Here is a 20406-nt window from a genome sequence, read left to right as displayed (position 1 = left end):
AATGATCGATTCAGCATCTATCCCTCAAGATAAGGAAACTCAGCAGCTAGAGCAAACATGGGGCTCTCCTCCTGGCTTTTTTGCTTGGTTCACATGGGTGAACCAGAAAAATATAGGTATGCGCTTCATCGTCACCGGGTTTGTGTTTTTTATTTTGGGCGTTGTGCTAGCGCTACTGATGCGCATACAGCTGGCGGTTCCCGAAAATAACTTCATGGATCCCGAAACCTACAACCAGGTTTTCTCCATGCATGGCATTACCATGATGTTTCTATTCGCAGTCCCCGTCATGGAAGGGATTGCTGTCTATATCATCCCCTTGATGCTGGGCACCCGGGATATGACTTTCCCGCGGCTCAATGCTTTTGGCTATTACATTTACCTGATTGCAGGTGTCATGATGTATGCCGCCCTCTTCCTCAAAATCGCTCCCGATGCAGGCTGGTTTAGTTATCCACCGCTCGCGGGGGCAGCATTCTCCCCTGGTCTGGGACTGGATTTCTATACGACCGTCATCACCTTCATGGAAATTTCAGCACTGGTTGCTGCGATTGAGCTCATTGCCACCATATTCAAGTGCAAAGTGCCTGGCATGTCGCTTAACCGCATGCCGATCTTCGTCTGGTCCATCCTGGTGATGTCCTTCATGATCGTATTTGCCCTGCCGCCCTTGGTGATTGCAAGCCTGATGCTGGCGCTGGATCGCATGGCAGGCATGCATTTTTTCACGGCGGCTTCGGGAGACCCGGTATTATGGCAGCACTTATTTTGGTTTTTCGGCCACCCGGAGGTTTATATTATATTCATCCCCGCCCTGGGCATGATCTCCAGCATCATCATTACTTTCACGCAACGCCCTATATTTGGCTATATCCCGATCGTGCTATCGATCGTGGCAATCGGCTTCATCGGTTTTGGACTATGGGTGCACCATATGTTCACTGCGGGCTTGCCACAGCTTGGCTCCAACTTCTTCACCGCCTCAAGTGCAATGATCGCCATCCCAAGTGGAGTACAAATATTTTGCTGGATCGCTACCCTCTGGGGCAGCAAGCCAAAGTTAGATACCCCCTTACTACATGTACTAGGGTTTTTCCTGATCTTTATCATTGGCGGACTGAGCGGAGTGATGGTTGCATCGGTGCCCTTCGACTTGCAGGCCCACGATACTTATTTTGTCGTTGCGCATTTTCATTACGTCCTGGTTGGCGGCGCTGTCTTTCCTTTGCTCGGTGGACTTTATTACTGGTATCCCAAGTTTACTGGCCGCATGATGAGCGAGCGCTTGGGAAAAGCCGCATTTTGGATCACCTTCGCTGGCTTCAACCTTACCTTCTTCCCCATGCACAAGCTGGGGCTGGATGGCATGCCACGGCGGGTCTATACATATATCGATGGCCTTGGCTGGAACGAGGCCAACTTGTTCATCAGTATTAGTTCTGTTGTGCTCGCCATTGGCTTTATGCTGACATTGCTCAATGTCCTGATCAGCCTCAGGCGAGGCATAATTGCCAAAGACAATCCATGGAATGCCGATACTTTGGAATGGGCTACGAGCTCGCCGCCGCCATCCTATAATTTTCGCCACATCAGAACCGTGGACAGTCGCTATCCATTATGGTCAGGCACTGGAGGGCTAGAACAGAACCCGGTTGTCACTGGAATAAGAAGTGATAGGCGGGAAATATTGCTGACATCGATTCTGGAGTCTCAGCCAGAATCCCGGCAACCCCTTCCCGGCCCTTCTCCCTGGCCTTTCTGGCTGGCAGTAGCGGTTGCGATCACCTTCGCTGGCATGATGATCCATCTTGCGATTCCACTGCTTGGATTTCTCCTTTGCTTTGTTGCCATTGCCGGATGGGTCTGGCCCAAGCAGGTAGAGGCAGCAAAATGAGCAAAAATCTGGATGCCAGCAAGCTGCCGGACTACAGTTATGAGTTCAAATCTCCACTGTGGTGGGGAATCATAGGCCTGGTGACAGTAGAAGGCACGGTAGTCGCCACTTTGATCGCGAGCTTTTTCTACCTGCAAGGCAACCATGCCGCTTGGCCACCTGCCGGGACCAACCCACCTGAACTGCTGCTGCCCACTTTGTCGACATTGGTGCTACTCGCCAGCATGGTTCCCGTCTATCTCACCGATAAAGCTTTCAAAAGCGGCAATCCCGAACCTCTGGGGCGCCTCCCGCTATTCAGCATATTGCTAGCGTTGATATTCCTCGCAATCAAGGCTTACGAGTATGGAGGGCATATTGATTTTCGATGGGATACCCATGCGTACGGATCTGTGGTCTGGCTCATGATTGGATTCCATAGTGCCCATGTGATTGCAGTGATCCTCAAGACGCTGGTGATCGTCTATCTTGCTCGCAAACATTATTTCACTCCGGAAAAGAGGATTGCTGTCACGGTGAATGGGCTCTATTGGTATTTTGTCGCGGCAGCATGGATTCCACTTTACCTCACGATATATTGGGGTTCCCGCATATGGGGCTAATGAAAGGAACATTATGCGCGACCCGATAAAAATCGCAGAAGAGAACCCCAGCTTTGCCCTGGCATTGCTCTGGATATGCATTATTGCGGGACCTGTAAGCTGGGGCATGCAGCTCAGTGTTGCATACCCGATATTGGACTGGTCTTGCAGGGAAGAGCAGTTAATACCTGTACATATTGTTAGTGCAATAGCCTTCTTGATGGCAGCAAGCAGCGCTTACTTAAGCTGGCATAACTTGCAATTGCACAAGACCCTGGCCCGCATCAACGAAACCCCTGAATCGCATAAGCGTGGAAGTGAGAGCGAAAGTGAAATGCCACCTCGACAATTTATGGCCTTGGCGGGTTTCATGCTCAGCCTGTTCTTTCTTCTGGTTATCGTAATCCAGTGGCTTCCAGTTCTGCTGCTGGACCCTTGCATATGAAGCGACTGCTACCTTTCCTGCTCTGCCTCTATACCCTGCAGAGCTTGGCGCACCCAGTGGCCGGTAATGACCACCATACTTCAATGCTGCAACTTTTGAAGGATTATTGGGTGGCAATCCCCATTCTTCTTTCGCTAATCTTGTATCTGATAGGGATATACCGTCTTACTGCTAAAGCAGGCAGGCCAACCTATGACTCTCAATTGCGAACAAAAGCATTCCTGGTTGCCTGGATAATACTTGTCATTGCCCTGCTTTCTCCAGTCGACACTCTTGGCAATGCCTATTTTTCGGTGCATATGGTCCAGCATGAACTGCTGATGATTATCTCAGCCCCATTATTCGTCCTTGCGCGTCCATTGCCCATATGGGCATGGGCGGTCACTCATCAGTGGGCCGGCAGGATAGGAAGAATCACTTCCAGCAAACGTTTTTCATCGGCTTGGAGGTTCCTCACCACTCCCCTTTTCGCCTGGATCATCCATGCTAGTGTGTTATGGGGATGGCATGTACCAGCCCTGTTCGAGGCGGCATTACATGACACGCTGGTACATGATATCCAGCACCTCAGTTTCTTTTTTTCCGCATTGCTCTTCTGGTGGTCGCTGGTCAACTTCAGGCGTGGACGCAATACCACGGTCTCCAGCCTGGTTTCCTTATTCACCACAGCACTGCATACAGCGCTGCTAGGTGCGTTATTAACTTTCTCAAACAAAGTCTGGTACCCGACCTATGCAGCCACAGTCGGCGGAAGCCTTGAACTTGCATTGCAGGATCAGCAATTAGGTGGGCTGATCATGTGGATTCCAGGTGGCCTTGCCTACTTGGCAGTGGCGCTTTTTATCTGTTATCGACTGTTAAGCATGGAAAGCAGGAATCAACCTGCAATAAAACCAGCCAATCACGGGCATCCATCAAATTTTTAGTCAGGGAGACTGGTAATCCTCTCATTTTTTATTCATCACACAGGAGAAACATCATGCATGTCACTATTGAACAAGCCAAGAGCATTATTGACCAAGCTATCCGTAAAGCCGAGAGCATCGGTGTTAAAAGCTGTATTGCCGTGCTGGATTCGGGTGCCAACCTCAAGACATTTTCGCGCATGGATGATGCCTGGGTAGGCAGTATCGATGTTGCGATCAAGAAAGCCAAGACTGCCTGCTTTTTTGCAATGCCTTCTGGAGAAATCGGAAAATTGTCGCAACCTGATCAGCCCTTGTACGGAATAGAACACTCAAACCAGGGATTGATCACCTTTCCTGGCGGGATGCCGATCGTGGATGAAGAAGGAATGTTGATAGGAGCCATAGGAGTAAGTGGAGATACCGTAGAGAATGACCATATAGTGGCCAAGGCGGGTGTGGACGCTGTAGGCAGCTGTGACCTGCCCAAGCATCCATGGCGCACATGATATAAGCATCCAGCCTCTGATTGCGTTGTTCATATAGATGCGGGTAACTGTGGTCGTATGTCTTGCGAAGTGCTGCGCACTGGTATCTGGGGTTTATCGGCCGGAGTATTGCGAGCCAATTAGAGCTAGCGCCAAACAAGAAGCGAGAAAGCACAGGATTTCCCCTGTGCTTTCATAGCCGCCTTTCCAGGACGGAGACAGGCGTGCTCTTCAACAAGCCAACCAATTACCCACGACCCATGCAACGGTAATTAACGGCTCAACAATGATTTAGCTTTTTCAGTAACACGATGGTGTCGATTCATGTCGGGCAAGATCAGCTCGTGATCTACAAGAAAGTCTCGCAATCCATCAGCAATGACCGCTTCTCTTCCCTCCTGCTCCGCCTTCCGCACTTCATTTAATGCTTCCAGTTGCAAATGGGTTAATGCAGCAATGTTCATTCAAACTCCTTTCAATCCTAAATTACACCAAGTGAAAGTCTAATAAGACGAAACCCGCCAATTGTGTGATGCAATGTGAAATTTAAACATGGGATATCTACCCAGATTTCTGTCAGTGTCCATTACGGCCAACCTGTAGTTGCTTTCTTACATCTGATTCAGTAAATAGCGGATAAATACTGTTATTCCTATTCCATAAAATGGCTCAAATAAAGGTCTCCAGCTAATTGGAAGCAAGGACAAAAAATGAAAAATCATTTCCATCTCATAGTGATCAGCATCATGGTTGCCAATTTGTTTTGGTTGCTTTGGAATGCTGGGGTTTATTGGATAGAAAAGCATCCTTTGTGATCAAGCCATTATTTGTCACCGCTGTTTCCCCGCGCTTAATCGTGAGTCCAACATGATGTTTATAAATGCCAGTGGGTCAATCGCCCAATACCCAGTCAAAAGGTGACCTAAGTTGAACGCTCTATCAGCAGCAGTTTTATCAACTGGCACTAGCCATTACCCATGCCATTCGTGATTATGGAGAACACTTAATGGCTAATGCCGCAATTGATGGGGCAATTGCACAAGGTAACGCTTCATTATGCAAAGACCTGCATATTGATATGGAGTTGTCGGCTCAAGCAGCGCGTTTGAGGTATATAAATGACCGCATTGCTGGGATTACCCGCAAGCGGTCCGTCAAGGGTTTTCGATATATGGACACGCATGGACGCCCCTTACGTGATAACCAGCATCTGAATCGCATCAAGGCCTTGGCAATTCCCCCAGCATGGACAAACGTATGGATTTGCCCTTATGCCAACGGTCACCTTCAAGCCACTGGTTACGACGCTAAAGGCCGTAAACAGTACCGCTATCATAAGAGCTGGAGAGTAATTCGCGATGAGGCCAAGTATGGACATATTGTCGATTTTGCCTTGCATCTACCTTTGATCCGCAAGCAGGTAAATACTGACCTGGCAAGGCCTGGACTATGCATGGAGAAAATATTAGCTTTAGTGGTAACGCTTCTTGAAAAGACAATGATTAGAATAGGCAATGACGAATATGCACGCATTAACCGCTCGTTTGGCATTACGACATTACGCAATCGTCACGTTGATGTGCATGCCGGGCAAATCGTCTTTCATTTCCAGGGGAAAAGTCGAGTAGAGCATACCATTACCCTGCAAAATGCAAATCTTGCCAGGATTGTACGCAAAATGAAGGACCTTCCTGGACAAGAGCTGTTCCAATATGTTGACGAGACTGGACATCGACACTCAATCAGCTCTTCAGATGTAAATCAATATCTCAAAAACATTACTGGTTCTGAATATACCGCCAAGGACTTCAGAACTTGGTCGGGCGCCATTCACGCTTTTGAAGCCCTAATATCCGCAGAAGCTTTTGAAAACCAAACACAAGCCAAAAAAAATGTTACCGAGGCAATTGCTGTGGTAGCAGAAAAACTTGGAAATACTCCGGCCATATGTCGAAAATGCTATGTGCATCCTTTCATTATCAAGACTTATCTGGCAGGGGGAATATTCGACCATGTAAGAGATGATGCATCCTCCTTAAACAAATCCTCCAAACCGTGGGCATTAAATCCTGTTGAGCAGCAAGTTTTGAAATTGTTACAGAGCCAGGATATAAATAAATAGGTCGTTGCATCTATTATTACTACGGGCTAGGCTTAGCCCTTGACTGTCACAAAATAGATTGGATTGAGGAAGAGCCTGAGTTGGTACGTATCAAGAATTTTGGCGAAGGAAACGCCTCTTTCAATCGGGCTGGAATTTCAACATCTGTGGAATCAACTAAACTCGTAGCGAAATAAAAAGAATATATATCACTTCCTGTATTGATCTCTATTACATATTGAATACGCATAGGCAAGTTCATATCAGAATTGGTTGAATTTCCTCAGATAAATGCTGTTTATTAATGAGGGTCTTCCGACTGCCATTGCTGTCGCGGCACATTTCCACCCTCGATGTCTTCGGTACGCCTTTTATCCAGCTCCTTTGCCTTTTCCTCAATTTCATAATGAGCTTTATCAGTCAAAGGAGGATTGGGGCCTATTATTTTGTAAATAACCAGTCCAGCTATCACAGCACCTATTAGATAAAGGATATTTTTCTGCATTGGCGTAAGACGAAAGTGAAACTTCTCTTGCATCTATATAGCTCCATGTAAAATTTAATTCCCTTGACTTCTTCCTACCAGCCAGAGGTTTGATCAATCAGCCTTTTAGCATAGGAAGCTCCATTCAACCTGACCTCTTCCCAGCTACTGTGAGCCTTGTTCCATGGGTAATGTTCTATTCGGTCAATAATTACGGATAAAGTAATGCCTGTCGGTACATCGCTTCGGCCAATAATTCTGACCTTCCTGTCCATGTATAGGGCCTCACTAAAAGAATCAGTAGAGCTACTCATGTAGAGCAATTAAATAACTAATATAGTTGAAAATGAAATATCAACGTATCAGTAAATTCTGAAAAATACGTCAGAATAATTAACATTCACTTTATGGTGAGGAGTTACAGCAGCCATCATTTTTTACGAAAAAATCTTTTAGTAAAACAAGAGTTATCATCGATTTTAGTAGTCGATATTCTCTTGCATCTAATAATGAAACCAATAGGTGTTGCGAAAAAAAGCGCCTAGCGGGGGGAAGAGGCGCGGAGAAGTAGACGTACGTATTAATCTTTGATAAAAGTTAATACGGGCTGATTCTATCTACAAATATTTATTTTATTCAATAGGACTATCTTACGGCTGTCATTCATTCCGGTCAGCCAGCTTATTTGAGTGGCCCAAGTATAAAATATAAAGTTGCTTAACCCCACAACCTTAATTGTCATTTTGCAACGACAGGGCTATTAAATGCGCTACCGGATAGGCCTTCAGGAATATGTAAAGTAGTGGTAGGCAACGCGAACTTAACGCCCAAACCTTGAAATTCATTCATCATGTCCAGATTTATTGCCTGCTGTGTATCCATATACAGATTGAAGTCACTGGAATTGATAAAATAAACAACCTCGAAATCCAAAGAGCTTGATCCAAACTGTTGAAAATGTGCTCGGTCAAATCGGGTATTTTTCGATTTTTCTATAGCGTTCTTAACGATTTCCGGAATTTTGGCTAGGCTAGTGGGCGGAGTATCATAAGTTACCCCGAACTTGAATACTACCCGGCGTTCGGACATTCGTTTGTAATTGTGTATGGTATTTTTAAGAAGCTCTGTGTTACTGCACACAATCTGTTCGCCGCTGATACTTCTAATATGGGTTGTCTTGAGCCCTATCCTCTCTATACTGCCAGCAACCTCGCCAAAAACAACAAAATCCCCGATGACGAAAGGTTTATCAAGCCCGATTGCCAGAGAAGCAAAAAGGTCGCTCAAAATGTTTTGCACGGCCAATGCAACTGCCACGCCGCCAACACCAAGACTAGCTACAAATGCTGTGATATTGACGCCTATATTTGAAAGAATGGTTAATACGACTATTGACCAGACTACTGCCTTGAATATCCAGCTCAACATGGAAGTAATGACAGGATTAGGAACCGAGCCTTCTTTTTCCAAAAGCTGCATTCGGGACCAGATCGTGATGCTTTTGCTCACCCAAACCGCGATCTGAATACCTATCACCAGGAATGATAAATGATCCAGGCGGTTTTCCCATTTTTGGGGCAGGTCCAAGAAATGAAGGCCGATCAATAGCGCGAAAAATGCAAAGGTCAGTCTTTGTGTACTGCGCAGCACCTCAACGAAAGCATCATCCAATGTCCTGTTGCTTTTAATTGCTATGTTGGACAATTTATTCAGAACGATTTGCCAGAGCGAGTGCAATGCAATATATGCAACGATGATGATCAGGCTGGTTACTAGCCATTGATATGCGGGCAGCCCGAGAAAGGTATTGATTTGTAGCCAGTTGCTCATTCAAAACTCCTTATTCACGGTTTTTGAGTTCGAAAGATAAAATTGATGATCCCTACATGGATGCCATCCATAATTAAATGGATAATGTCTTGCTTGCCTATTGAGGGAGTCTTAATGGCGGATGAAGTTCAGAGTTATTTGTTGACTGGACAGGCGTATACGCCCAATAGACGATATGCAAAATTCCATTTCATGCTTTGAATCCAAGCCGCAAGGCAAGGATTAGGCAATTAAGCTTTCACACCAAAAAGGCTGAGGAATTAGCGCCATGACAGGCATAATAAAAACCAAACTATCCTAAGCGGTGAACCCAATATGTATATTGAAACGAGAGGGATACGCATGATCAGCTTCCTGACCGTTTTTGGTAGCCTGGTTATTTTAGAAGTTTGATTGAAGCTGGCTGGGTGGTATTTTCAGCCTATTACGATATTTAGTGTGACAGGAGGAGCGAAGGTTGCCGTGTTTATTAGGAAGCCACCAAACTTGATTTGATGGCATGCTGACCGGAGTTATGTGTTTTTATTACCTTAACCGGCCATCATGCAGATTAAGGTAATACTCATCACTCAGGGTTCAACAAGCCCTATCGCCTTCTCCGCATCGGAGCTGGGCTATTGCTTGCGAGATGACGGAAGGTAATTCTGCCGTTATTGATATCATAGGGAGACAGCTCCAAGGTGACCTTGTCGCCAGCAAGAATGCGGATATGATTTTTTTTCATCTTTCCGCCGGTATACGCCACAAGAGTATGGCCGTTATCCAGGGTAACGCGGTATCTCGAGTCTGGAAGAATTTCCATCACTACGCCATGCATTTCGATCAGTTCTTCTTTTGCCAAATGTTTCTCCAAGATGTAGGTAAGACTACTGTGCAGCAATAATCCTGGGAGGGGCGTGTGATTTTGCGAGGGAATAGTAAGTAAGTTCTCCTTACAGTATAGAGTTTCAATATGCCAAAAGCAAATTAAGATGGATTTCTTTAAAAATTTTAATTATTTCTTGACATTGTTGAAATTAATACGTACAAAGTCACCTAGGTGTTTGAACTTTGATTTTTTGATATTTTTTAAGATTTTGAAATACAAACTTTTGGGGCGCCCCCCTTTAGAGATATGAATGGAATTTATTATGGCAACAGGTGTAGTGAAGTGGTTTAATGACAGCAAGGGCTTTGGTTTCATCACTCCAGATGCAGGTGGTGCAGAGTTGTTTGCTCACTTCTCAGCTATTGTTAGTGACACTGGTTACAAGAGCCTCAAAGAAAACCAGCGTGTTAGCTTTGACGTGATTGACGGACCTAAAGGTAAGCAAGCTGGCAATATCAAGGCTGAATAGTTTTAGGCTGTAAGTCAAAAAACCTCGTATGCGATGCGAGGTTTTTTATTGCCTTTAACATCCGCGCACTACTCTACCCTCTTTCAGAGGCGTTCATCTCCATGTTGTTATACTGCTTGAAATAGCGAATATTTACCATGCTATTCATGCAATTGCGTCCGTTTCCTAATTGTTAGACTGCGATACTGGCTCTTTATAACAATAGAAGGGAATGGCTGCCTTAATGAATATATCCAACTATAACTCGACAGCATTATCCGCACTTGCTGCAACCCCATATACTTCGCCCAAAAGCAGCAACCTCAAACCTGCAGAAAGCCCGGTACCAGAGTCGACTAAAGTGTCGCTTTCCTCCAGCAGCCAATCAGGATATCTTCAATCCGAGGCGGCCAAGGAGCTTGAGGAATACATGAATATGTCCGATAGTGAAAAATTTCAATGGCATTGGCTGAATAGCCACGGCATTACCAAGGAAGAATTCAACAGCATGAGCGGTGAAGAGCGACAAAAAATTGTTGACCAGATGAAGGAGGAGCTCAAGCAAAAAGCGGATAACACCCTTTCCAGTCAATCAATATGATTCTTCTGAAGCTTCCTATTGAGTTTTAATTGCCGGGTAGCTCTCTCATTCCATATATAGTAAAATCCACTCCACCTTTAGGGAGTAGCCTGCTTCCATTCGAAGCGCCCGTATCAACATAATCGACGACTGTCGTGGTACGGGTAGCCATCTTGGTTGGCGAGACTAATGGTTGTCAGTACGCTCGGTTGGGCGGTCTGTCAGCCATTTGAGCACGCCCAACCCAAGCCTGAATTTGAATCCATGAATATCGTTTCCATATTTTTCCTCGCATTGGCAATGTCCGCTGACGCTTTTGCTGCTGCCATTGGCAAAGGAGCCATGCTGCATAAGCCACGCTTGCTGGAAGCGCTGCGTACAGGCCTTATTTTTGGAGGAATCGAGGCCATCACGCCGTTAGTTGGCTGGAGCCTTGGGCGTGTAGCGTCAGACTATGTGACAGCGTGGGACCATTGGATTGCATTTGGCATATTGTCTGTGCTCGGCATTCGCATGGTTTTGTCAGGCTGCAAGTCTGTGCCGGAAAATGCAGGGAAACCGAATAGCCATTCATTCATGCTATTGGCGATGACGGCATTTGCAACCAGTCTTGACGCCATGAGCATAGGCGTTAGCCTGGCTTTTCTTGATGTGGATATTGTTCCGGTAGCAATAGTGATTGGTGCTGTCACCTTCCTGATGGTGACAATCGGCGTGATGTTGGGCCGTATGCTTGGTTCAGCCTCACGCAGAACGGTGGAGATTCTGGGAGGCGCCATTCTGATTGCGATCGGAGGCCTGATTTTGTATAAGCATTTGGCTGGCGCAGGCTGAGATGAAATTGCCTAGCCTTTTACCAGCCTTAGCTCGGAGGCTATCTTGAACGCCATAAATCCTGCCCTGTAAAGTTTTTAGGCTATTTTCCATTTGTTTAATCCGATTGGCCAAGAACAGCGTCCTATAGATACGGATGTGCCTGGAGTTGCTGGATGCCGAGCGCAGTCTGTTCTAGTCCGAACAGCAACTAGTACAGCTAAAACAATTAGCGTTGGCCAACAGCATCAACTTGTTAAAAGTGCTGGGCGGAGAATGCAAACCATCCTGCCCTCTGAAGTTTTAACAAGCGCCTAAGGGTTACCCGGCTTTAGATGCCTCCCCTTGCCTGCTTTTCAACCAGCATGCATTCATCATCTTGCTTTTTCAAAAGCAATCTAAAATCTCCAAAAAATACATAACATATTGATTTGTAATTAAAAAATAACTGGCATATTAAATGCCTATACACCCTGTAGCGTTTTCCCACCATGGATTAAGTCACTGATTCCTATCAGGTCATAACCTGTAAACGCATCCAATCAATATCAATTATTCAGGGTGTTTATAAATGGACCACTTACATTTCCCAAGTCGCTGGAGCCAGGCATTTATCTTGGCCAGCATGGCATTGGCATCACTTCCAGCCAGTGCAGACCCCACTTTTTCCCGCAATGATGACCAATTCATCAATATCGGCGTTGCTGCCCGTGCCAGCTATAAGTCCGTCAAGGACGCAGCTCCCAGCGGCAGTGACAGGTCGAACGACTTTGACCTTGAAAGTGCACGTCTTTATACCAATGGCAAGCTGCATAAATATGTTTCTTTTGAGTTGAATACGGAAAAAGACGCTGATGACCGCATCGGCATTCTTGATGCACGCATTGGCCTCGAGCTGAACGAACACTTCAATATCTTCATTGGCCGCTTCCTGCCGCCAGCCAGCCGTGCCTCCGCATCTGCCCCATACTATCCACCTACCTTTGACTTCCCGTTCTCTGAACAGGCTCCTAACAGGCTGGGTGGCCGGGATAATGGCGCTTCCATCTGGGGCGTACTGCTCAATCAAAAACTGAAATACCATATCGGCGCTTTTGAAGGACGCAGCGGCTCAAACACCTCTAACCAGTCAGACAACCTCTCCTTCGCTGGCCGTTTATCCTATAACTTCTGGGATCCGGAACCCGGCTTCTACAACCTGGCCAGCTATGATGGCGCCAAGGATATCCTGGCAGTCGGTGCCTCGTATCGTTACCAGAAGGATGGCGCCGGCACGATTGCCAACCCTGGCAATTACAGCTACTGGAACGTGGATGGCCGGCTGGAGAAAGCCATCAGTGGCGGCGGCGTAGTGGGTGCCGAAGGCTCTTATTACAAATACGACAATGACAACACATTGGACCCAAGCATTGCCAAGGGCAAGGGCTTTTTCGTTACCGGCAGCTATACCTTCCCGCAGGAAGTCGGCATAGGCAAGATCCAGCCCAAGTTTGTCTATGAACGGTTTGAGAACGATGATACCAATGCAGTCGCATTAGCCGGCTTGGATAGAAAACGCTACGATCTCGGTGTCAGCTACCTGATCAATGGCAGCAATATCCGTATCGATGCTTACTATTACAAGGAAAAACTGAATCAGGGCCTGCCGGATATTGATGGCATAGCTGTGCGCTTCCATGTGGCGCACTTCTTTTAAGCCAAGATTAGACGCTTAGAAATACACCGGCCGGTTTGAATGACCGGTCGGCGTTACTAATTAGATTAATTGGTGACTTTGATTGGAATGGACCACTGATCGTCCAGCTGATTATATAATCGATACTTTCCTTTTTGTATTTGCCAATATCGATCAATGCCTCCAGGCCAATGATGGCGAGAGGGGTGATTGACACAATCCGAGGCTATTTGGCAGCGAATCGTACTTTTGTTCACATCCGGATATGCGGTGCTGAGATAAGAAATGATGTCTTTAGGAGAAAAGACAAAATCATGATTGTTGTGAGAAAGATGGCGTACGGCATTCCAGATAATCTCCTTAACAGGAGTATCGCCATTCCAATTATTTGCATTTGACGTTGGATTTATATTAGAACTTTTGCCAGCCAATCTCTCACCTCCAACGACCAAGCTTGAATCGACCAATAAACTCCCAGACTCTCCTCTGTGAGCCTCATAAATGACGCAAGAGATATCTAAGCCTAAATTTTGCCTGAGAAACCGACAGACCTCCGATAAAGTGGGAGGAATCTCCTCTGCAGCAATAAATAATCTTAAGCTACTACCCAACATAGGTACTTCATCTACCTCAAAATACTCTTTGAATATGGCATAAACATCAGAATTTAAATTGATGTTTGCAATTTCTTTGATCTGATCTGCGGATAATTGTGATGCCCATGCGGCATATTCCAATATTTGAGCAATCACCTCACGCGGTGCCTTACCTTTTTTAAGCTCAATTACAACAATATTTCCGTCTTTATCTAGCGCTAATAAATCAGGGTAACGGTTGTTTTCTGCGATACTTGCTTTAGTTTGACGGCCAATGATCAATAAATCTTCATTAGCAACAGCCCATGGACTATTATGTAACCACTCTTCGAGTTGTATTTCTCGCTCAAGTAAAACTCTTGGCGCCTCTATCAATTGATTTTGCGAATTTACAGTAAAAATTGTCATACTTTTCTCTAATTTATGTCTTAAAACAAGCTAGATCATGACATAAACTGAGCTATTTTCCGAAATACAAGGTATCCAGATTTCCGCTGTGTTTTAACTCTTCAGAGTTCCCTTCCGCTGCTATTCTGCCACTTTCAATAATATAGCCATGGTCAGCATATTGCAGGGCAATGGCAGCGTTTTGCTCGGATAACAGGAAGCTGACCCCTTCTTCCTGATTCAAGGTTTTGACGATCTCAAAAATTTCCTCCACCACCAGTGGCGCCAGCCCCATAGATGGCTCGTCCAGCAGTACTAGTTTCGGGTTTGCCATCAAGGCACGACCTATGGCCACCATTTGCTGCTCCCCACCGGAGGCGTATCCAGCTTGGTTCTTACGCAATTTACGCAGGCGCGGGAAGTAGTGATAGATTTTTTCCAGCGACTGTTCAATCTGTCTTGCCGATGGCTTGCGGACAAAAGCCCCGGTATAGAGGTTTTCCTCTATGGTCAGGTGGGCAAAACAATGGCGGCCTTCAAGCACTTGCACCAGCCCTTGCTGAACGAGATCTGAAGTGGGAATAGTAGTGATGTCCTGTCCCTGGTAATGGATACTCCCATGTGCCACCTCGCCGCGTTCGGCGTTGGCCAGTCCGGATGCGGCCTTGAGCGTGGTGCTTTTGCCTGCGCCATTGGCACCCAGCAAGGCCACAATAGCGCCTTCCTTTACCGTGAGGGAGACATTCTTGACAGCCAGGATGACTTTCTCATAAATCACTTCTATCTGGTTGATTTGCAAGATATTGGCAGATGACATAAAAAAATTCCTGGTTTAAACAAGTTTTCGGTGATGCCTGATCAGGGGCATCACCGAAAACCAGCTTGGGCCATGATATTAATAAATGTCAACTTCATAAACACTCACCAGTACCATGGCTTAATGCCTGATTAATTAAGACTCTTTGGAGCAATCACGAGGCGTAATGCCTTTTTCCTTGGCATACTTATGGGATGACTCTTCAATGATGGGGCGCAGCAGTTTGCGATCCGCCTGCACCCAGTCGGAAATCACTTTCCATTGCTTGCCATCCCATTGCTGGAAGCGAACAGCGCCGCCACCTTCATGGTCGGAGCAAGAAAGCTTGAGGGGTTGCACCAGGCCATAGGCACCCAGTTGCCTAAGCTTGGCGTCATCCAGCTTGATATTTTCAAAGCCCCAGCGCACCTCTTCGCCGGTCAATGGGCGCTTGCCAAACCTGGCCTGCGCTACGCGCACTGCTTCCACGTTGAGGATGCCGTTGACCACGCCAAGGTTGTAATACACCGTACCGAGACGCTTGAGGTCTTGCAGATTGCCCTTGCCTGCCTTGATCACGGTCTTGTCTATATCCTGCAACACAGGAAAGTTGGTGCCGGATGGGTGGGTGGTAATGGAAATGAAACCCTTGGCAGCCGCGCCTGCCGGTGCTGCATCTTCCTCGGAATTGCTCCAGATGTTGCCGATAATGTGGTCAGCCGGGAAACCTGTCTTCTGGGCGGTCTTCAACGCTACCGGGTTCATCACTCCCCAGCCGCGTAAAATCACCCAATCCGGCTTGATGCGGCGGATATTCAGCCATTGCGATTGCTGCTCATTGCCAGGGTGTGGCACCTCGATCAGCGTAAGCTGGAAGCCATACTTCTTGGCCAAGAGTTCCAGGATAGGGTTGGTTTCCTTGCCATAGGGCGAACCGTGGAACAGCGTCACGATTTTCTTGCCTTTTAGCTTGTCAAGGCCGCCTGACTTGTCACCGATGTAGTTGATGATCGCGGACACTTCGCTATAAGGGTTGAGCTGCAAAGGAAACACATACGGGAACACGCTGCCATCGGTGGAGTCGGTACGCCCATGGTTAATCGTGATCAACGGCAGCTTGTCTGCAGCAGATCGATCCAGCGTGGCATAGGCGATGCCAACAGACAATGGATTGGTGGCTGCGGCAGGCGCACCATTCAAGCCCTTCTTCAGGCGCTCATAGCATTCCACGCCCTTCTCCACTACGTATTCAGTTTCGCACTCGCTCCAGGTGAACTTGACGCCATTGACGCCGCCTTCCTTGAGGTTCACATATTGCAGGTAATCAATAAACCCGCCAAAAAAGCCGGTGCCACCTGCGGCATAAGGCCCCACACGATAACTTTGCAGCGGGAAATATTGCTCATTGGCTGCCTGCGCAACTCCACCCAGGAAACCCAGGCCTAACGCAATCGCCCCGATCAGAGCGCTTGGCTTTTTTATGATAGACAACATGTTTTCTTCCTCAATTAATATACGAAATTTAAAACCCATTAATTTATTGATATTCAATATATTGAAACCATCTATTGATGTTCCTTATAGCTTTTAAGTCATTCAGAATCGTTGTGGCCAGATACGGGCACGCTCGCGGAGTAATTGCCACAAACGCGCCAAGCCAGACGGTTCCTTGATCAGGAAGAAGATAATGAGTGCGCCAAAAATGATCTTCTGTAGGTTTTCCAGTTGCCCCGGGTCAACCACGCCTGCAAGGAAATTTGCTGATAGGTTGGAAAGCAGTATGGGTAGCAGCACGATAAAGGCTGCGCCCAGGAAGTTGCCTAGAATGCTGCCCATGCCACCAATAATGATGATGAACAGAATCTGGAATGAGCGGCTAAGGTCAAAGCCATGAGGCTCTACCGTGCCCAGGTAAGTAAAGGCCCAGAGCGCGCCAGCAATCCCCAGCAGAAAGGAGCTGATGGCAAATGCCAGCAACTTGGTTTTCAGGATGGGGATGCCAATGACCGCAGCCGCTGTGTCCATATCGCGCACTGCCATCCAGTGCCGCCCTAGTTCACTGCGCACAATGTTCCTGGTCAGGAAAGCCAGGACTGTCACCACGCCCAGTGTCAGCAGGTAGCGCCCTGCCGGTGAGCTGAAGTCATATCCTGCGATCACCAATGGTGGCGCAGTGATTACCCCTGAAGAGTTGTAATTGGAAAACCAGCCAAATTGCGTCAAAACCCAAGTGACGAAAAACTGCGCAGCCAGTGTGGAAACCAGCAGGTAAAAACCTTTGATCCGCAGACTGGGCAGGCCAAATACCACGCCCACCATGGCGGCTGTGAAGCCGCCAAGGACAAAGCTCAGCAATAGCGGCATGCCTTCTATGCGCAACTGGAAGTTATAGGCAGCAAAGGCACCCACCGCCATGAAAGCTGCTGAGCCCAGTGATATCTGTCCGGCATAGCCTGTAAGCAGGTTGAGTCCCAGGCCAGCCAGTGACAACACCAGAAATGGGATGAGGATGGCGCTGAACCAGTAATCGTTGCCAATAAACGGCACTACTGCAAAGGCAAAACCCAGCAAGGTATATAAAGCCCAGCGTTGTTGCCATAGCTTGAATATGCGGCGGTCAGCCCCGTAGGTAGTGACGAACTGACCGGATTCCCTGTATATCATGATGTGCCTATACCCGTTCTATGGCGCGTTCGCCGAAAATGCCTGCTGGCCTGACCAAGAGGAACAACAGTGCCAGTACATATGGAAACCAGTTTTCTATCCCGCCGCCGATCATGGGCCCCAGGTAGACTTCTGCCAGTTTTTCAGAGGCCCCGATAATCAGGCCGCCAGCAATGGCGCCCCCTATGGAGGTAAACCCGCCTATGATCAGCACTGGCAAGGCCTTGAGCACCACTAGTGACAAAGAGAACTGCACCCCGAGGCGCGCCCCCCAGAGCAAGCCAGCCACCAAGCCCACAAAGCCAGCCACTGCCCATACGACCATCCATATCCTCTGCAATTTGATCCCCACGGCAAGTGCCGCCAACTGGTCATCAGCCACCGCACGCAGGGAGATGCCTATCCTGGTCTTGTTGAACAAGAGTGATAACACCAGCACCAATGCACCTGCTGTTGCGGCGGCAAATAAGTCAAACTGGGATAGCAGCATACCGCCCACTTCAAGCGGCTCGTCACTGATGCCTAGATCCAGGCCATGCACCTGAGCTCCCCACAAGGCTTGTGCCAAGCCCTCTATGATGTAGCTCAGGCCCAATGTCGCCATGAATAACGTAATGGGCGGTCTGTTGACCAATGGCCTCAGCACAATGCGCTCTATCGCCCATGCCAGGACTATCATGGCAAGCAACGTGATGGCAAAGCTCACCCAGAACGGCACACCACGCTCCAGCAAGCTGACAAAAGTCAATGCAGCAAACAGCACCATGGATCCCTGGGCAAAGTTGAACACGCCAGAGGCTTTGTATATCAGTACAAAACCAATGGCGACCAATGAATACATCAATCCGGCCAGCAGTCCACCAGTCAATACTTCAAGGAAAAAATCCATTACTTCATTACCTTATGAATTATTTTTAATGTTTCGTACCAAGATATGCAGCGATCACATCAGGATTCTTACGTACCTCATCCGGCGTGCCATCCCCCACTTTCTTGCCATAGTCCAGCACTACAACATGGTCTGAGAGATCCATGACAACGCCGATATCATGCTCAATCAACACCACAGTAGTGCCGAACTCCCGCTGGGTATCCAGGATGAAGCTGCTCATCTCGGCTTTTTCCTCGCTGTTCATGCCAGCCATGGGTTCATCCAGCAATAAAAGCCTGGGCTCCGCTGCCAATGCACGCGCCAGTTCCACCCGTTTCTGCAAACCATAGGGCAAGGTGCCCACTATGCTGTTGCGCCATTGGTTGATGCGCAGGAAATCAATAATTTCTTCAGCCTTTTGTCTTTGGGTGGATTCATCCGAAGGTGCGCGTCCTATATTGAATGCCTGCTCTATCCAGCTGCTTTTCACTTTCAGGTTACGGCCAGTCAGGACGTTGTCCAGCACGCTCATTCCCTTGAATAGGGCAATATTCTGAAAAGTACGTGCTATGCCATGCACCGCAGCCTGGTGAGACTGCATCTTCCGATAACTTTTACCATTGAAGCCTATTACTCCCTGGTCAGGCTGATAAACCCCGTTGATCACATTGAGCAATGAACTCTTTCCGGCACCGTTGGGGCCGATAAGCGCGCAGATCTCTCCCTGGCCTACAGTGAAACTAATATCATTGATGGCCTTGACGCCCTTGAATGAGAGGGAGATGTCCTGCAGTTCTAGCAATGGGATGGCCGCCATCATGAAGCCTTCGAGATCTTGCCGGAATGAGCATCCCGTACGGGCGCCACTTGCCTTGAGGTCGTGGTGGACAAAGTGTGCCAGTTGGCCACCTTGTCCCAGGTGCGGACATGAATTCCCAGGCTCTTGAAAAAATTCAGCGATTCCACAGGCAACGCAGGACCAATCAGCAATGGCACCCGGATACGGGAGAAACCAATCACGTCCCGCAGTGGACGCTTGACTAGCCAATGGCCAAGAAAACGCTGCAGAAAAGAGCCATCCGGCCTCAATGCATAGGTCACCAATCGGCCTGCCAGACTATCCGGCACGGGAAGCCGTGCTTTGACCAGCGACTCCAGCCGCTGGTAGGTTTCACGAGTGCCAGCAACCAGTGTCGGGCCCAATTCACGTCTGTCTGCATCCCTGGTGGCAATATTCTCAGGGAAGTTGAGGGTAAACCCAGCTACCAGCCAGGGGGACAATAAATAACGCAAATGCCCGCTGGTTGCAAAGACTCGTGCGGCCAGCGCTTCCTCATGCCTGCCGAGACGTTCGGCAAACACCAGGTGGCTTCCCTCCTTCAATAACTCATCATGGCGGAAACTTTCTACTTGCACATTGCGTTCCCCGTTCACTCGATAAAGCGAGAACGCAATTTGTGCAGCCTCGGAAAGCGGAGCCCTGGATGCATTCGGGGTATCCTGCAACAAACGCTGGTAATGCTGCAGCGTGGCTTGAGGGTAGGCAGATAAACCCCTGGCTTCCGCGTAGATGATGCGCACATCCGGACGGCTGGAAGCCAGGGTTTGATCTACCTGTTCCTGGCCTTCGGCAAACACAAAAGCCGGATTGAGGTGCCTTAACAGCAACGCTACATCATTGGCTTCCAGAGAGGGATCCAATGGGGCAGCAACACCTCCCAGCCATTGAGCGGCGAGTGAAAGCAATAAAGCCTCGCGCCTGGGATGGGTCAGCAACACCAGGGTGTCATCACGCCTAAAGCCGATCCCGTCAAGGATATCCACCAATTGCCCGACCTCGCCGCGCAAGTTCTGCCAGCTCTGCTCATGCCAGATGCCTAGCTTTTTATAGCGAAGGGCCACCCGTTTGGGTTGGGTTGTGGCGTGGTGGATCAGCCAGTTGGGTAAGGTATCGTTTGCCATATGATTTCCCTCGCCCTT

21 protein-coding genes are annotated in these 20406 nt (G+C 47.9%); 10 read left to right on the top strand and 11 right to left on the bottom strand.

Translation table 11 applies throughout. The features are described from left to right. Nucleotide 1: 1 nt before the first annotated feature. Genes ctaD through LG200_RS05695 form a run of 5 tightly spaced genes read left to right on the top strand, consistent with a single transcriptional unit; the run spans nt 2 to nt 4334 of the window. Nucleotides 2–1894: a cytochrome c oxidase subunit I gene (gene ctaD / locus LG200_RS05715; RefSeq protein WP_226756617.1), complete on the top strand. Its 1893-nt coding sequence runs from the start codon at nt 2–4 to the stop codon at nt 1892–1894. Further along, nucleotides 1891–2496: a cytochrome c oxidase subunit 3 gene (locus LG200_RS05710; RefSeq protein ID WP_226756616.1), complete on the top strand. Its 606-nt coding sequence runs from the start codon at nt 1891–1893 to the stop codon at nt 2494–2496. The genes ctaD and LG200_RS05710 overlap by 4 nt, the downstream gene beginning before the upstream one ends. Before the next feature lie 13 nt (nt 2497–2509). After that, nucleotides 2510–2920: a hypothetical protein gene (locus tag LG200_RS05705; protein WP_226756615.1), complete on the top strand. Its 411-nt coding sequence runs from the start codon at nt 2510–2512 to the stop codon at nt 2918–2920. Next, complete coding sequence (locus tag LG200_RS05700) at nt 2917–3846, top strand: cytochrome c oxidase assembly protein (RefSeq protein WP_226756614.1); 930 nt, start codon at nt 2917–2919, stop codon at nt 3844–3846. Before LG200_RS05705 ends, LG200_RS05700 begins: the two co-directional genes overlap by 4 nt. 53 nt (nt 3847–3899) lie before the next feature. Further along, entirely contained in the window at nt 3900–4334 is a 435-nt protein-coding gene (locus tag LG200_RS05695) for a GlcG/HbpS family heme-binding protein (RefSeq protein WP_226756613.1), read from the top strand. 251 nt (nt 4335–4585) lie between these two features. Here LG200_RS05695 and LG200_RS05690 read toward each other — a convergent pair whose 3' ends face one another. Next, nucleotides 4586–4777 (bottom strand): hypothetical protein, encoded by a 192-nt coding sequence (locus tag LG200_RS05690; RefSeq protein WP_226756612.1) that lies wholly within the window; start codon nt 4775–4777, stop codon nt 4586–4588. Nucleotides 4778–5319: 542 nt separating this feature from the next. Here LG200_RS05690 and LG200_RS05685 point away from each other — a divergent pair. Further along, entirely contained in the window at nt 5320–6435 is a 1116-nt protein-coding gene (locus tag LG200_RS05685) for a DNA topoisomerase IB (protein WP_226756611.1), read from the top strand. 280 nt (nt 6436–6715) lie between these two features. On the opposite strand, the gene LG200_RS05680 is transcribed toward LG200_RS05685, so the two are convergent. From LG200_RS05680 to infA, 3 genes are all read right to left on the bottom strand, one after another. Further along, complete coding sequence (locus tag LG200_RS05680; protein ID WP_226756610.1) at nt 6716–6952, bottom strand: hypothetical protein; 237 nt, start codon at nt 6950–6952, stop codon at nt 6716–6718. Nucleotides 6953–7636: 684 nt separating this feature from the next. After that, on the bottom strand, nt 7637–8728 hold the full coding sequence (locus LG200_RS05675; protein ID WP_226756609.1) for a mechanosensitive ion channel family protein: 1092 nt from the start codon (nt 8726–8728) through the stop codon (nt 7637–7639). 586 nt (nt 8729–9314) lie between these two features. Next, nucleotides 9315–9569 (bottom strand): translation initiation factor IF-1, encoded by a 255-nt coding sequence (infA, locus tag LG200_RS05670; protein ID WP_226756608.1) that lies wholly within the window; start codon nt 9567–9569, stop codon nt 9315–9317. A gap of 289 nt (nt 9570–9858) precedes the next feature. Between infA and LG200_RS05665 the strand changes: the two genes are divergently transcribed. The 4 genes from LG200_RS05665 (at nt 9859) to LG200_RS05650 (ending at nt 13133) form a co-directional block, all read left to right on the top strand. Next, nucleotides 9859–10065, top strand: coding sequence for a cold-shock protein (locus tag LG200_RS05665; protein WP_226757312.1), 207 nt, complete (start codon nt 9859–9861; stop codon nt 10063–10065). Nucleotides 10066–10288: 223 nt separating this feature from the next. After that, nucleotides 10289–10645 (top strand): hypothetical protein, encoded by a 357-nt coding sequence (locus LG200_RS05660; RefSeq protein WP_226756607.1) that lies wholly within the window; start codon nt 10289–10291, stop codon nt 10643–10645. 168 nt (nt 10646–10813) lie between these two features. Beyond that, a complete protein-coding gene (locus LG200_RS05655; RefSeq protein WP_264193810.1) occupies nt 10814–11458 on the top strand; it encodes a manganese efflux pump MntP in 645 nt (214 codons plus the stop codon). Nucleotides 11459–12008: 550 nt separating this feature from the next. Continuing rightward, complete coding sequence (locus LG200_RS05650; RefSeq protein WP_226756606.1) at nt 12009–13133, top strand: OprO/OprP family phosphate-selective porin; 1125 nt, start codon at nt 12009–12011, stop codon at nt 13131–13133. 65 nt (nt 13134–13198) lie between these two features. Here LG200_RS05650 and LG200_RS05645 read toward each other — a convergent pair whose 3' ends face one another. The 7 genes from LG200_RS05645 to LG200_RS05615 all read right to left on the bottom strand — a co-directional run bounded on the left by LG200_RS05645 (nt 13199) and on the right by LG200_RS05615 (nt 20388). Beyond that, on the bottom strand, nt 13199–14116 hold the full coding sequence (locus LG200_RS05645; protein WP_226756605.1) for a DUF7669 domain-containing protein: 918 nt from the start codon (nt 14114–14116) through the stop codon (nt 13199–13201). Between the two features lie 52 nt (nt 14117–14168). Further along, a complete protein-coding gene (locus LG200_RS05640; RefSeq protein ID WP_226756604.1) occupies nt 14169–14912 on the bottom strand; it encodes an ABC transporter ATP-binding protein in 744 nt (247 codons plus the stop codon). Between the two features lie 135 nt (nt 14913–15047). After that, the gene (locus LG200_RS05635; RefSeq protein ID WP_226756603.1) at nt 15048–16385 is read right to left on the bottom strand and encodes an ABC transporter substrate-binding protein; all 1338 of its coding nucleotides are present in this window, start codon (nt 16383–16385) and stop codon (nt 15048–15050) included. A gap of 102 nt (nt 16386–16487) precedes the next feature. Continuing rightward, nucleotides 16488–17555, bottom strand: a complete 1068-nt coding sequence (locus LG200_RS05630) for a branched-chain amino acid ABC transporter permease (RefSeq protein ID WP_226756602.1) — start codon at nt 17553–17555, stop codon at nt 16488–16490. A 7-nt stretch (nt 17556–17562) separates the two neighbouring features. Continuing rightward, a complete protein-coding gene (locus LG200_RS05625; protein WP_226756601.1) occupies nt 17563–18444 on the bottom strand; it encodes a branched-chain amino acid ABC transporter permease in 882 nt (293 codons plus the stop codon). Between the two features lie 25 nt (nt 18445–18469). After that, nucleotides 18470–19246, bottom strand: a complete 777-nt coding sequence (locus LG200_RS05620) for an ABC transporter ATP-binding protein (protein ID WP_226756600.1) — start codon at nt 19244–19246, stop codon at nt 18470–18472. After that, nucleotides 19243–20388, bottom strand: coding sequence for an AMP-binding protein (locus LG200_RS05615; RefSeq protein WP_226756599.1), 1146 nt, complete (start codon nt 20386–20388; stop codon nt 19243–19245). Before LG200_RS05615 ends, LG200_RS05620 begins: the two co-directional genes overlap by 4 nt. Between the last annotated feature and the right edge of the window lie 18 nt (nt 20389–20406).

Origin of the sequence: Methylobacillus caricis, assembly GCF_020532705.1 — a bacterium.
Lineage (GTDB): Bacteria > Pseudomonadota > Gammaproteobacteria > Burkholderiales > Methylophilaceae > Methylobacillus > Methylobacillus caricis.
The sequence above is the reverse complement of the archived record's forward strand: the minus strand, read 5'-3'. Positions and strand labels throughout refer to the sequence as shown.